The sequence below is a fragment of the Cupriavidus sp. 05N38 genome (assembly GCF_056397345.1).
In genome coordinates, this window is the sequence record NZ_JBFTNF010000065.1 from 16,529 (window position 1) to 28,973 (window position 12,445).

A 12,445-nucleotide genomic window follows, 5' to 3' on the forward strand; every position below is an offset into this window, starting at 1 on the left:
CGTTGGTGCGCGGTCAGTCGACGGTCAGCACGATCTTGCCGACGTGCTGGTCCTGCTTCATGTAGGCGTGCGCAGCGTGGATATCGGTGAGGGCGAACGTGCGGTCGATCGGCAGTCGCACCCGGCCGGCGCGCAGCAGGGGCAGCATGTCGCGTGCGCAGGCCTGGATGCACTCGAGCCGTTCCTGCTCCGAGCGCGTGCGGAACGTCACACCGATCAGGTGCAGGCGCTTGAGCCATAGCTGGGCCAGGTCGATCTGCGCCGTGGCCGAGCCGAGGCGGGCGATATTGACCAGCCGGCCCTTGATCGCCAGGCACTTGATGTTGTCCTCGAACACCGGGCCGCCGACCGTATCGATGATGATGTCCACGCCGCGGTTGTCGGTGGCGCGCATCACGGCCTCGACCTGGTCGTCGCGCGACGAGTCGATGCCGACATCCACGCCGTACTGCATGATCTTGTCGAGCTTGGCGGCCGAGCGGGATTGCGCGATCACCGGCCGCGCTCCCATCAGGGAAGCGATCTGGATGGCGGCCATCGCCACGCCGCCCGAGGCGCCGTTTACCAGCACCGACTCGCCGGCCTTGAGCCCGCCGTTGACCACCAGGGCGTCGTGGGCGGTGATGAAGACGTTCGGGAACGCGGCCGCGTCGACCCATGACATGCCATCCGGCACGGGCATCAGCGCCATCGGGTTGGCCACCACGTACTCCGCCTGGCAGGCGCGGCCATGGCCCATCACGCGATCCCCGCGGCGCCAGCCGGTCACGCCTTCGCCCACCACCGCCACTTCGCCCGCGAATTCGACGCCCGCGGTGATGGTGTTGCCGGTGCGCAGTTCGCGCGCCTGATTGATCTCGCCGCGGTTCAGGCCCGCGGCATGGACCCGCACCACGATCTGTCCCGGGCCGGCATCCGGCGCCGGAATGTCCTGCACTTCGACCCGGCCGCCCTCGGCGCCGGGTATCACGCGAATTGCTTTCAAGACTGACTCCCTTTGTGTTGAACGTTCATGCCGCGTCGAGTGCCGCAGTGCGCAGCCGTGCCAGCAGGTCGAGCGCGCGTCTGGCGGCGTGTTCGCCGCCACCCACGTTGCCGCGCACGTAAGGCGGACGGATGTCCTCGATCTCGGCGAGCGCGTGCAGCGGCAGTTCGGCAGCGACGGCCAGCCGCCGGAACTCGTTGATGGTGAGCAGATAGGTGTGGAAGACATCCTGCTCGGGTCGACTGGTGCCAAGGCGATGCAGCAATACGTTCAGCCAGTGGGTGCCGGCCAGCATCGCCGCCTCGATCTTCATTTCGTAGTCGGCCTCCTTGCATTTGCCGAGGGATGCCTCGACGCGCCGAGCCAGCGCGATGTGCGCGTCAGTTTGCATGGCCGGCTCCCGGAACGCGCTTCGCCAGCAGGTCGATGCAGCAGCGAAGCGCCGTGTCGCATTCCCGTGCGATCGCCGCCGTGGGCGACATGCCTTCGCGCAGGCAGGGGTCGCGGTAGTGCTCGATGATTTCCATCTGGGCCATCATCCGCGCCACGTCGTCAGGTACCGGGGCCTCCACTTTTGGCCGTCCCACATGCAAGACGTCGCCCAGCGGGCCAAAGGCGTTGCGCATGCTGCCGTCCGGCTGGCACGCCTGATAGACGCCAGGCTGCGTGGGGAACATGTCGTCGTCCCGGGTCACGCCGGCCTGGTGCAGGGCGGCGTTGACCGCGTGCGTGCCAGCCGTCATGCCAGCCCAGAACCACAATTCGAAGTCCTCGAGCGGATCGAGCCGCTGGCGCAGGGCCATCAGCTTGCCGATCTTCTCCATATGGGACGCCACTCTCATCTCTGTCTCCTCTTCCGGTCGGCGCGAGTCGCCCGCCGTTGTGATGACAATAGACATAGCCGAGGCTTGTGTCAATAACTTCTATATAGGACTTGCATGGATTGAGTAGTGGTTTTCTCGGGGGTTGCCACGTAATTACTTGACACTACCCGGGTCCGTTCTCTACATTGCATCAAACACCTATACAGGAGTTAAGAAAGATGCCGCGAGCAATCGTGCTGAACCGGGCCGACAATGTGGCCACCCTGCTGGACGCAGGACGCGCCGGAGATACCTGCCGGCTGGAGGGAGAGATAGCGGGAGAACTGGTCCTGCTGCAGGACGTGCCGTTCGGGCACAAGGTCTGTGTTGCCGATACCGACGAAGGGGTCGGCATCCTGAAGTACGGCCAGCTCATCGGCCGGGCGAGCCGCGCGGTACGGGCCGGCGAACACATGCATGTTCACAACATCGAGTCGGCGCGCGCTCGCGGCGACCTGGAGAGGAGGTAATCCGATGGCAACGACCTTTCTTGGATACCCGCGCGAGAACGGCGCGGTTGGCGTGCGCAACTGGGTGGCGGTGATTTCCGTGATGGACAACTGCAATCCGGTCACGCGGACCATTGCGCATGCCGTGGGCGGTTGCATCCCCGTCACCACGCTGTTCGTGCGCGGCCAGTTCGGTGCCGACCTTGATTTCGCCTTCGAGTCGCTCGCCGGCCTCGGTCGCAATCCCAATATCGCGGCGGTACTGCTGGTGGGGCTCGAGGAGTCGTCGACGGAGCAAGTGGCGCGCCGTATCCGCGCCGCGGGCAAGCCGGTGGAAACCGTCCACCTGCAGCCGCTCGGCACGGTGCAGTGCATTGCCGACGGTACGCGCAAGGCGGCGAAGCTGTCGCTCGCCGCATCGCGCGCCCGCCGCGTGCCGTGCCCGGTGTCGTCGCTGGTGATCGGCGTGGAGTGCGGCGGCTCGGATACGACGTCGGGGCTGAGCTGCAACCCCGTGATCGGCCATCTGGCCGACATGGTGATCGCCGAGGGCGGCACGGTCATCATTTCCGAGACCTCGGAATTCATCGGCGCCGACCACCTGTTCGCCGAGCGCGCGGCCGACAGCCGGGTGCGCGAGGCCTTCGTCACCGCCGTGCGCAACATGGAAAACCTGGCCATCTCGCGCGGCGTGGACATGCGCGAGGACCAGCCGTCGCCCGACAACAAGCGCGGCGGCCTGACCACGGTCGAGGAAAAGGCCCTGGGCGCAATGGCCAAGGCCGGCAAGGGCCAGCTCGTCGGGGTGCTGGGCTACGGCGAGGCGCCGAAGAAGAAAGGCCTGCATTTCATGGACGCGCCGGCCGCGGCAGTGGAAAATCTGACTGCACTTGCCGCCGGCGGCTGCCAGCTCACCTTCTTCGGTACCGGAGTGGGCAATCCGATCGGCAGCATGGTAGCCCCGACGGTCAAGGTGTGCGGCAACGTGAATACGGTCGACACCATGGCCGACAATATCGATTTCGACGTGAGCGCGGTCCTGGAGCGCGGGGAGAAGATCCCCGACCTCGGCGACCAGCTGTTTGCCTATGCGATGGACGTCGCATCCGGCACGCGGCTGAGCAGCGAGGTGCTCGACATCCGGGAGACCGCGATCAGTCGGTTTGCACTGAGTCTCTGAGCGACCATGACAAAACTGAATACCGTCTCCGACGCGATCATCCGTTCCATTGAAACCGGCGCCCTGCGCGAGGGCGACCGCCTGCCGTCCGAGGGCGAGCTGGCGGCGCTGCACGGCGTGAGCGTGGGCACCATCCAGAAGGCGCTCATCCGGCTGACGCATTCGGGACTGATCACGCGTGAACAGGGACGGGGCACCTTCGTCTCGGGAGCACGCGTCGCGCCGGCGGACGTGCGCTACCTGCGCTTTCGCGACGAGGCGGGCAACGAGCTGGCCTCCTACGTCCACGCGCGCTCGGTCAAGCGGATCAAGCGCAAGGGGCCGTGGGCCGATTTCCTGGAAGGGGACGGCTATGTGCGGATCGAGCGCGTCATCAACGTGGGCGGGCGCTTCGATCTGTACAGCGAGTTCTGGCTGCGAGAGGAGGATTTCGCGCAACTGGGAGGGCTGGACCGGGAGGCGCTGGAAAAGAACCTGCGCGAGCTGATTGGCCAGCGGCTGTCCCTGCCGACGTTGCGCGTGGATCAGTGGATCCGCTTTGGCGCGCCGCCCGCGACGGTGGCGAGTGAACTCGGACTAGAGCCCGAGGCGCCTGTCTTCATCATGGAACTGCGCGGCTACACGCTGCGCGACCAGCCACTGTATTACCAGACGGTCTATGCCGGCCCGTTCGCCGAGCGTCTGATGATCGTGCGGGAGAAATCGTCATGAACACCCGATGGAGCCCTGCCGCGCTGGAGCGCTGGACGGCGGGCGTATTCGAAAGCTGCGGCATGCCGCCCGACCATGCGGTCGAGGCCGCCACCATGCTGGTGCGCACCGAGCTGCGCGGCTACAAGACGCACGGGATGACGCGCATCCCATCCTACGTCGACCGTCTGCGCGCAGGCGACTTCAACCCGCGCGCGGCCATGACGCATCGCAGCTTCCCGGGCGGCATCGTGCTGGACGCCGACGGTGCGATGGGGCAGGTCGCCGGCCCGCTCGCGGTGCGGCTCGGCCTGGAAGCGCTGGAGACGAGTGCATCGGTGCTGGTCGCGGTGCAGTCCTGCGGCCACCTGGGTGCACTGGGCATCCACGCGTTGCTGGCCGCCGAGGCGGGCGCCTTCTGCATGGTCGGACAGCGCACGCCGCCCCTGCTCGCACTGGAGGGCTTCAGCAAGGCAGGGATCGGCCACAACCCGATTGCCTTCGGCTGCCCCGTGCCCGGCGGCGCGCCAATAGTTTTCGACGTGGCATGCAGCGTGGCGGCACGCGGCCATATCCTGCTGGCCGCCCGCGAAGGCCGCCCGATCCCCGAGGGCTGGGCCGTGGACGCCAACGGCGTACCGACCTCCGACGCCGAGCGCGCGCTGGACGGCGCCCTGCTGCCGATGGGCGGGCACAAGGGCATCGGCATCGCCATGATGGTGGAGTGCCTGGCCGGCGCGCTGGCGGCCACCGCGCAATCGCTTGACCCTGCGCGCAACGACCTGAAGAGCGGCGGCGCCGTGGGCCGGCAGGGCGGGTTCGTCTGGCTGGTCAAGCCCGATGCATTCGCCGGCAAGGACCTGTTCGCCGACTACATGGCGCAATGGACCGGTACCTATCTTGCCGCCGGTGGCGCCGAAGCACGCCTGCCTGGCGCGCGCGGTGATGCGCTGGAGCATGAAGCCCGGGAAGGCGGCATCGCACTGCCGGCAGCGATCGCGCAGGACCTCAGCGCACTGGGCCGGCAGGTGGGCATCCCGTTCCCGGACTGACCTCCCGGACACACTTCCCGACATCCTTGACAGTCGATACCCGGAGCAGCCGGAGGACGCCGGCCGCCCATACACGAACCCGACCAACCTGAGCAGGCTGAATCCGACTATGAACGCCCCCATCCCCCCCGAAGCCGCACGGACGGCCATGGCAGCCGTCACCATCGACGACAAGTACGCCCTGGCGTCGGGTCGCGCCTTCATGACCGGCGTGCAGGCGCTGGTGCGCCTGCCGCTGCTCCAGCGCCGGCGCGACGCCATGGCGGGCCACAACACCGCCGCCTTCATCTCCGGCTATCGCGGCTCGCCCCTCGGCAGCTACGACCAGGCGCTGTGGCAGGCGAAGAAGCACCTCGCCGAGAACCACGTCGTCTTCAAGCCGGGCGTCAACGAGGAGCTCGGCGTGACGGCGGTATGGGGCTCGCAGCAGCTGGAGTTCGACGCGGCCAGCAAGAAGTACGACGGCGTCTTCGGCATCTGGTACGGCAAGGGCCCCGGGGTGGACCGCAGCGGCGACGCGCTCAAGCACGCCAACCTCGCCGGCACGGCGCCGCTGGGCGGCGTGATCGCGCTGGCCGGCGACGACCACGTTTCCAAGAGCAGCACGCTGGCGCACCAGAGCGACCACACCTTCATGGCGTGCGGCCTGCCGGTGTTCTTCCCGTCCAATGTGCAGGACATCCTCGACCTCGGCGTGCACGCCTTCGCCATGAGCCGTTTCAGCGGCCTGTGGGCCGGCATGAAGACGGTGCAGGAGGTGGTGGAGTCGGGCGCCTCGGTAGTGACCGACACGGACCGCGTGAGCATCGTGCTGCCCGAGGACTTCATCGCGCCGCAGGGCGGGCTGCACATCCGCTGGCCCGACGATCCGCTCGGCGCCGAAGCCCGCATGATGGAGTACAAGTGGCCGGCCGCGCTCGCCTACATCCGCGCCAACCGTCTGAACCGCAACGTCATCGAGGGGCCGCATGGGCGCCTGGGCATCATCGCCAGCGGCAAGGCCTACAGCGATACCCGGCAGGCACTGCTGGACCTTGGCCTGGATGACGGCACCTGCCGCGAGCTGGGCATTCGCGTGCACAAGGTCAGCGTGGTGTGGCCGCTGGAGCCGGGCAGCGTGCGCGACTTCGCGCACGGCCTGCGCGAGATCCTCGTGGTCGAGGAGAAGCGCCCGATCATCGAGCAGCAACTCAAGGACGAGCTGTATCACCAGAGCCCGGACCGCCGCCCCGCCGTCTTTGGCAAATACGGCCACAGCGAAGGAGCGGGCGGCGAGTGGAGCCACCGCAAGCCGGGCGACGACTGGCTGCTGCGCGCCAAGGCCGACCTGTCGCCGGCGCTGGTGGCGAAGGCCATCGCCCAGCGGCTCGCCCATCTCGGGGTGCCGGCCGACGTGCAGGCCCGCATGGACCTGCGCCTGCGGGAGATCGAGGCCAGGGAGCGCGCCACCGCACAGGGCGACAGCCGTCCCAGCGACCGCCTGCCGTGGTTCTGCCCGGGCTGCCCGCACAACACCAGCACCAAGGTGCCGGAAGGCTCCATCGCCATGGCCGGCATCGGCTGCCACGGCATGGTGACGTGGATGGACCGCTCGACCACCTCGTGGACCCAGATGGGCGGGGAAGGCGTGCCCTGGATGGGCCAGTCGGCCTTCACCACGCGCAAGCATATGTTCGCCAACCTGGGCGACGGCACGTACAACCACTCGGGCCTGCTCGCGGTGCGCCAGTCGATCAATGCCGGCGTCAACCTGACCTACAAGATCCTCTTCAACAGCGCCGTTGCCATGACCGGTGGCCAGCCCGTGGACGGCGGCCAGCTCGACGTGCCGGCCATGACGCGCGAACTCGCGTCGGAGGGCGCCCGCCAGATCGTCGTGGTGACCGACGAGCCCGGCAAGTATGCGGGAGTCGCCAACCTGGCCCCCGGCGTGACCATCCGCCACCGCGACGAACTCGACACCGTGCAGCGCGAGTTGCGCGAGATGGCCGGCGTCACCGTGATCATCTACGACCAGGCTTGCGCCACGAAGAAGCGCCGCGAGCGCAAGCGCGGCACCATGCCCGACCCCGACAAGCGCGTGGTGATCAACGAACTGGTGTGCGAGGGTTGCGGCGACTGCTCGGTGCAGAGCAACTGCCTGGCGGTGCAGCCGGTGGAGACGGAGTTCGGCCGCAAGCGCAAGGTCAACCAGGACACCTGCAACAAGGACTTCTCCTGCGTGAAGGGCTTCTGCCCCAGTTTCGTCACAGTGGAGGGCGGCAAGCTGCGCAAGCCCGCCGCCGCTGGCAAGGCCCAGCCCGCGCAGGGCGGCGCGCTGCCGTATCCGGCGCTGCCGGACGTCAGCCGCCCGCGACGCATCCTGGTCGCCGGTATCGGCGGCACGGGCATCGTCACCATCGGCGGCGTGCTCGGCATGGCCGCGCACCTGGAGGGCAAGGGCGTGATCACGCAGGACGCCACCGGCATGGCACAGATGGGCGGCGCCACGTGGAGCCATATCCAGATCGCCGCGTCGCCCGACGCGCTGCACGCCAGCCGGGTCGACGTGGCCATGGCCGATCTCGTGATCGCCTGCGACGCGGTGGTCGGCACGAGCAAGGCAACGCTGGCGACGATGTCATCCGAGCGCACCTTCGTCGTGCTGAACAGCCACGTCACGCCGACGGCGGCCTTCGTGCAGAACCCGGACTGGGCGCCGCCGGGCGAGGAGGCGGCCGCGCGAATCACGCAAGTGGTGCGCGCGGACAGCTTCGCCACGCTCGACGCCGAACTGGTCGCCACGCAATTGCTTGGCCAGTCGATCTACGCCAACCTGCTGCTGCTCGGCTACGCATGGCAGAAGGGCAGGGTGCCGCTGTCGCACGAGGCCCTGATGCGCGCCATCGAGCTGAACGGCGTGCAGGTGCAGAGCAACAAGGCTGCGTTCGAGTGGGGCCGCCAGTGCGCGCATGACATGAGCAAAGTGCCGCTGCGCATGCCGGACACGCAGGTGATCCAGTTCACCCGCAAGCCGTCGCTGGCCGAACTGATCCGCAAGCACGCGGCGTTCCTGACGGCTTACCAGAATGCCGCCTACGCCGCGCAGTACGAGACCTTCATCGCCAGCGTCCAGGCGGTGGAAGGGCATGCCGGCGGCAATCGCCTTGCGGAGGCCGTGGCGCGCTCGCTGTTCAAGCTGATGGCCTATAAGGACGAATACGAGGTGGCGCGCCTGCACACGGACGCATCGTTCCGCCAGCAGATCGAAGGCATGTTCGAAGGCAAGGTGCGGATCGTGCACCACCTCGCGCCGCCGCTGTTCGCCAGGAAGAATGCCGACGGCGAGCCGGTCAAGACTGCGTATGGTCCCTGGATGCGGAGTGCATTCCACGTGCTGGCGAAACTCAAGGGTCTTCGCGGCACCGCGTTCGACCCCTTTGGCTACACCGCCGAACGCCGGGATGAGCGCGCCCTCATCGGTGAATACCGGGAGTGCATCGAGACGATCCTGGATTCGCTGAACAAGCAGAACCTGGACCTCGCGCTGGAGATCGCGCGGCTGCCCCAGGAGATCCGCGGCTATGGCCACGTCAAGGGCCGCAACCTCGCCGCCACGCGCGGCAAGTGGGCGCGGCTCATGGCGCAGTGGCGCAGCGGCGGCCGGCGTGCAGACGCGCCGAGCCAGTCGACGGTCGCCGCCTAGGCCGGAAACAAGCAGCAACCTCACATCCATCACAAGAGAACCGAGGAGACAGACATGAAGTTCGTGCTGCGTCACGCCGCAACCGCCCTCACTGCCGTTTCGCTCGCCCTCTGCGCCGCCGGCGCGTGGGCGCAGTCCGGGTATCCGAACCGGCCCATCCGCATCATCGTGCCGTGGCCGGCCGGCGGCGGGGTCGACACGGTCACCCGTACCGTCGCCGAGAAGATGTCGGCAAGCCTGGGCCAGCAGGTCATCGTCGACAACCGGCCCGGCGCCACCGGCAATATCGGGGCAGGGATGGGCGCGAAGGCGGCACCGGATGGCTATACCTTGCTCGTCGCCAGCGCGCCGATGATGATCAACGCGAGCCTGTACAGGAACCTGCCGTTCGACACCGGCAAGGACTTCGTGCCGCTTGGCCTGATGGCGAGCTCGCCCTACATGCTGGTGGTGAATCCCTCGACGGCAAAGTCCGTCAAGGATCTGGTGGCGCGGGCCAGGGCCGAGCCCGGCAGGATCAGCTACGCCTCGCCCGGCCCCGGTACCCAGCAGAACATCGTCGGGGAAGTCTTCAAGGGCATGGCGCATATCGACATCGTCCACGCGCCGTACAAGGGCGGCCCGCAAGCGCTGACCGACATGGTGGGCGGGCACATCCAGATGATGTTCCACGGGGTGCCCGCCGTGATGCCATTCGTCAGGTCGGGCCAGCTCAAGGGGGTGGCCGTGGCGACGAGCCAGCGCCTGGCGCTCTTCCCCGACGTGCCGACGATGGCGGAGGCGGGGTATCCCGGCATCGAGGCCAGCGAATGGTATGGCCTGGTGGCGCCGGCCGGCACGCCGAAGGACATTGTCGTCCTGCTGGGCAATGCGATCGACAAGGCACTGGGCGCGCCAGGCGTGCGCGAGCAGTTGAGCGGCAAGGGATACGAGCCGGCCACGAACAGCAATCCGGAGCAGTTCGGCGCGTTCATGGCCGCCGAGCAGAAGAAATGGGCGGTGGCGGTCAAGCAGTCGGGTTTCCGGCCTGAATAGCGAGCGCGGCAAGCATCAAGGGGACGCCGAACGAGACGTCCCGCCAATTTCAGCAGATCATGACAAGCGGCACGGCACGACAAATATCGCCGCGCCAGGAGACAAGCATGCCACTCGATCCCACCGCCATGGTGAATCCGGCACACACCCCCGCCCCGGGAGGTTCGCACGCCGAGCCGAAATCCAGGCCGATGTCGAAGGTTTCGGCCATTTCGGCCATCACGATTGGCGGCGCACTCGAACTGTATGACTCGGGGGTCTACAACTTCTTCGCCACGTTGATCATTCCGCTGTACTTCCCGGTCGACAATCCGCTCGGGCAACTGCTGCTGTCGTTCGGCACCTTTGGTGCCGGCTACCTGATGCGGCCGCTGGGCGGCCTCGTCATCGGTGCCTACGCCGACCGCCGGGGACGCAAGCCAGCCGTGCTGCTGTCGATGTGGCTGATGGCGCTCAGCGCGCTGATTCTCGTCGTGACCCCGCCCTATGCCCAGATCGGCGTGATCGCCCCGACGCTCATGATCATCGCGCGACTGGTGCAGGGCTTCGCGATCGGCGGGGAAATGGGGTCCGCCACGGCGATGCTGATGGAGTACGCGGACGAACGGTCGCGCGGCTTCTACACGAGCTGGCAGACCGCCAGTCAAGGCGTCGCCGCCGTCTTCGCCGCGCTCGTCGCGCTTGCGCTCAGCCATTCGCTGTCGCCAGCGTCGCTGGAGTCGTGGGGCTGGCGCGTGGCGTTCCTGATCGGCGTCCTGGTCATCCCGATCGGACAGATCATCCGCCGCAGGCTGGAGGAGACGCTGCCCCCGGCCGAGCGCAACAAGGCGGGGCGCGCCGTGGGTGGCTGGGCACTGATGCGCCAGCACTGGCGCGAACTCGTCGCCAGCATCCTGTTGATGATCGGCCTGGGCTCCGCCGTCCACCTGATCGCCTACTACCTGCCGAACTACGCGGCGATCCAGCTCAACATCCCGCGCGGCGATGCCGTCTGGGCAGGCTTCGTCGCCGCCGCCGTCATGGCGGTGTTCGGCCCGGTCGCGGGATGGATGACCGACCGCCTCGGCCGGCGCAGGATGGTGTGGTGGACGCGCCTGGCCCTGTTGGTGATGGCCTACCCGGCATTTGTCACCATCAACGCCTACCCGTCGCTGCCATGCCTGCTGGTGGTGGTCGGCCTGCTGGCGATCCCCATGGCCATGACGTCGCCCGCCACGCTGGTGCTGGTGAGCGAGGTGCTGCCGCAACGCCTGCGTGCCACGGGCATGTCGGTCACGTACTACCTGGCGATCGCCGTATTTGGCGGCTTTGCCCAGCTTTTCTCGACGCTGCTGATCCACCTGACCTCCAGCCCGAACGCTCCGGCGCTTTACCTGATCGGTTGCGGCCTGTTGTCGTTGCTGGGTCTGCGCATGGTGCCGGAGACGCTTGGAAAGCGGCTGGGGTAAGACGATGCATTCGATGATACTGCAACGCATTGGTCGCGCCATCGGCGCGATGGCGCTGGCGGCCAGCGCGGCCAGCGTGCTGGCGGCGGGTGCGTACCCAAGCCGTCCGATACGCATGATCGTGCCCTGGCCCGCGGGAGGCAGCGTGGATATTGCCACCCGCATCGTGACGGAGCAGGTCTCCGTCGGCCTGGGACAGCCGGTCATCGTCGAGAACAGGCCCGGTGCCGCCGGGAATATCGGCGCCCTTGCGGCGGCAAGGGCCGCGCCGGACGGATACACCTTGCTGATCGCCACCACGCCGATGATCATCAACCGGAGTCTCGACGACAGGTTGCCGTTCGACCTGGCCCGTGACTTCAGCCCCGTCAGCCTGCTCGTGACCCTGAACTATGTGCTGGTTGTGAATCCGTCCGTGGCCGGCTCGCTGCAGGAGCTGGTGAGCAAGGCCCGGGCGCAGCCTGGCCAGATCACTTATGCATCGTCGGGTCCGGGCACGCAACTCCATCTGATCGGCGAAGCGTTCAAGAAGCAGACGGGGGTCGACATCGTCCATGTCCCGTACAAAGGCGCGCCGCCGGCACTGGCGGATATGGTCGGCGGCCACGTCGCGATGATGTTCCCCGGATTTCCGGTGGTGGAGCCGCTGCTGAAGTCGGGCCAGCTCAAGGCGCTCGCCGTGGTGGGCAAGCACCGCTTGCCTACCCTGCCGGATGTCCCGACCCTGGACGAAGCGGGCGTGCCCGGCATCGATTCCATGGAATGGTATGGTGTCGTGGCGCCGGCGGGTACGCCCGGCGGCATCGTGACGCGGCTCAACGATGAAATCACCAAGGCCATGCGGAACGCGGGCGTCCGTCAGCGCCTGGCAAGCCGTGGCTTTGCGCCGGCCAGCGGTACGCCGCAGGCGTTTGGCGATCTGATACAGGCCGAGCAGAAGAAATGGCCCGCCGTGGTCCGTCAGGCCGGACTGCGCCGCGAGTAGCTGCGCGAGTCCGCCCGGGGCGAGAAGCATTATGATCGCATCGATGACGGTCACTCAATCGACACACTACAAG

At 67.6% G+C, this 12,445-nt stretch carries 11 protein-coding genes; 8 read left to right on the forward strand and 3 right to left on the reverse strand.

Annotated features, from left to right (window positions below; translation table 11 throughout):
* Positions 1 to 13: 13 nt before the first annotated feature.
* The 3 genes from AC1DK4_RS32660 to AC1DK4_RS32670 are packed head-to-tail and all read right to left on the reverse strand — an operon-like array spanning position 14 to position 1,827.
* Positions 14 to 985, reverse strand: a complete 972-nt coding sequence (locus AC1DK4_RS32660; RefSeq protein ID WP_441622913.1) for a zinc-binding dehydrogenase — start codon at positions 983 to 985, stop codon at positions 14 to 16.
* 25 nt (positions 986 to 1,010) lie between these two features.
* A complete protein-coding gene (locus AC1DK4_RS32665; RefSeq protein WP_441622915.1) occupies positions 1,011 to 1,376 on the reverse strand; it encodes a hypothetical protein in 366 nt (121 codons plus the stop codon).
* Positions 1,366 to 1,827 (reverse strand): hypothetical protein, encoded by a 462-nt coding sequence (locus AC1DK4_RS32670; protein WP_441622916.1) that lies wholly within the window; start codon positions 1,825 to 1,827, stop codon positions 1,366 to 1,368. The genes AC1DK4_RS32665 and AC1DK4_RS32670 overlap by 11 nt, the downstream gene beginning before the upstream one ends.
* Before the next feature lie 200 nt (positions 1,828 to 2,027).
* On the opposite strand from AC1DK4_RS32670, the gene AC1DK4_RS32675 reads away from it, so the two are divergent.
* From AC1DK4_RS32675 to AC1DK4_RS32710, 8 genes are all read left to right on the forward strand, one after another.
* The gene (locus AC1DK4_RS32675) at positions 2,028 to 2,318 is read left to right on the forward strand and encodes a UxaA family hydrolase (protein WP_441622918.1); all 291 of its coding nucleotides are present in this window, start codon (positions 2,028 to 2,030) and stop codon (positions 2,316 to 2,318) included.
* Positions 2,319 to 2,322: 4 nt separating this feature from the next.
* On the forward strand, positions 2,323 to 3,477 hold the full coding sequence (locus AC1DK4_RS32680; protein ID WP_441622920.1) for a UxaA family hydrolase: 1,155 nt from the start codon (positions 2,323 to 2,325) through the stop codon (positions 3,475 to 3,477).
* Positions 3,478 to 3,483: 6 nt separating this feature from the next.
* On the forward strand, positions 3,484 to 4,188 hold the full coding sequence (locus tag AC1DK4_RS32685; RefSeq protein WP_441622922.1) for a GntR family transcriptional regulator: 705 nt from the start codon (positions 3,484 to 3,486) through the stop codon (positions 4,186 to 4,188).
* On the forward strand, positions 4,185 to 5,219 hold the full coding sequence (locus tag AC1DK4_RS32690) for an Ldh family oxidoreductase (protein WP_441622924.1): 1,035 nt from the start codon (positions 4,185 to 4,187) through the stop codon (positions 5,217 to 5,219). The genes AC1DK4_RS32685 and AC1DK4_RS32690 overlap by 4 nt, the downstream gene beginning before the upstream one ends.
* A 109-nt stretch (positions 5,220 to 5,328) precedes the next feature.
* Positions 5,329 to 8,904 carry an indolepyruvate ferredoxin oxidoreductase family protein gene (locus AC1DK4_RS32695; protein WP_441622926.1) on the forward strand — a complete coding sequence of 1,192 codons (3,576 nt, stop codon included), beginning with the start codon at positions 5,329 to 5,331 and terminating at the stop codon, positions 8,902 to 8,904.
* 54 nt (positions 8,905 to 8,958) lie between these two features.
* Positions 8,959 to 9,939, forward strand: coding sequence for a tripartite tricarboxylate transporter substrate binding protein (locus AC1DK4_RS32700; protein WP_441622928.1), 981 nt, complete (start codon positions 8,959 to 8,961; stop codon positions 9,937 to 9,939).
* 107 nt (positions 9,940 to 10,046) lie between these two features.
* Complete coding sequence (locus tag AC1DK4_RS32705) at positions 10,047 to 11,387, forward strand: MFS transporter (protein ID WP_441622930.1); 1,341 nt, start codon at positions 10,047 to 10,049, stop codon at positions 11,385 to 11,387.
* A gap of 4 nt (positions 11,388 to 11,391) precedes the next feature.
* Positions 11,392 to 12,372 (forward strand): tripartite tricarboxylate transporter substrate binding protein, encoded by a 981-nt coding sequence (locus tag AC1DK4_RS32710; RefSeq protein ID WP_441650190.1) that lies wholly within the window; start codon positions 11,392 to 11,394, stop codon positions 12,370 to 12,372.
* The last annotated feature ends 73 nt before the right edge of the window (positions 12,373 to 12,445 follow it).

What these genes read in the sequence shown, in the direction of transcription:
- AC1DK4_RS32670 (WP_441622916.1), bottom strand. Translation starts at nt 1,827, where the DNA reads ATGAGAGTGGCGTCCCATATGGAGAAGATCGGCAAGCTGATGGCCCTG.
- AC1DK4_RS32705 (WP_441622930.1), top strand. Translation starts at nt 10,047, where the DNA reads ATGCCACTCGATCCCACCGCCATGGTGAATCCGGCACACACCCCCGCC.
- AC1DK4_RS32665 (WP_441622915.1), bottom strand. Translation starts at nt 1,376, where the DNA reads ATGCAAACTGACGCGCACATCGCGCTGGCTCGGCGCGTCGAGGCATCC.
- AC1DK4_RS32680 (WP_441622920.1), top strand. Translation starts at nt 2,323, where the DNA reads ATGGCAACGACCTTTCTTGGATACCCGCGCGAGAACGGCGCGGTTGGC.
- AC1DK4_RS32690 (WP_441622924.1), top strand. Translation starts at nt 4,185, where the DNA reads ATGAACACCCGATGGAGCCCTGCCGCGCTGGAGCGCTGGACGGCGGGC.
- AC1DK4_RS32685 (WP_441622922.1), top strand. Translation starts at nt 3,484, where the DNA reads ATGACAAAACTGAATACCGTCTCCGACGCGATCATCCGTTCCATTGAA.
- AC1DK4_RS32710 (WP_441650190.1), top strand. Translation starts at nt 11,392, where the DNA reads ATGCATTCGATGATACTGCAACGCATTGGTCGCGCCATCGGCGCGATG.
- AC1DK4_RS32675 (WP_441622918.1), top strand. Translation starts at nt 2,028, where the DNA reads ATGCCGCGAGCAATCGTGCTGAACCGGGCCGACAATGTGGCCACCCTG.
- AC1DK4_RS32700 (WP_441622928.1), top strand. Translation starts at nt 8,959, where the DNA reads ATGAAGTTCGTGCTGCGTCACGCCGCAACCGCCCTCACTGCCGTTTCG.
- AC1DK4_RS32695 (WP_441622926.1), top strand. Translation starts at nt 5,329, where the DNA reads ATGAACGCCCCCATCCCCCCCGAAGCCGCACGGACGGCCATGGCAGCC.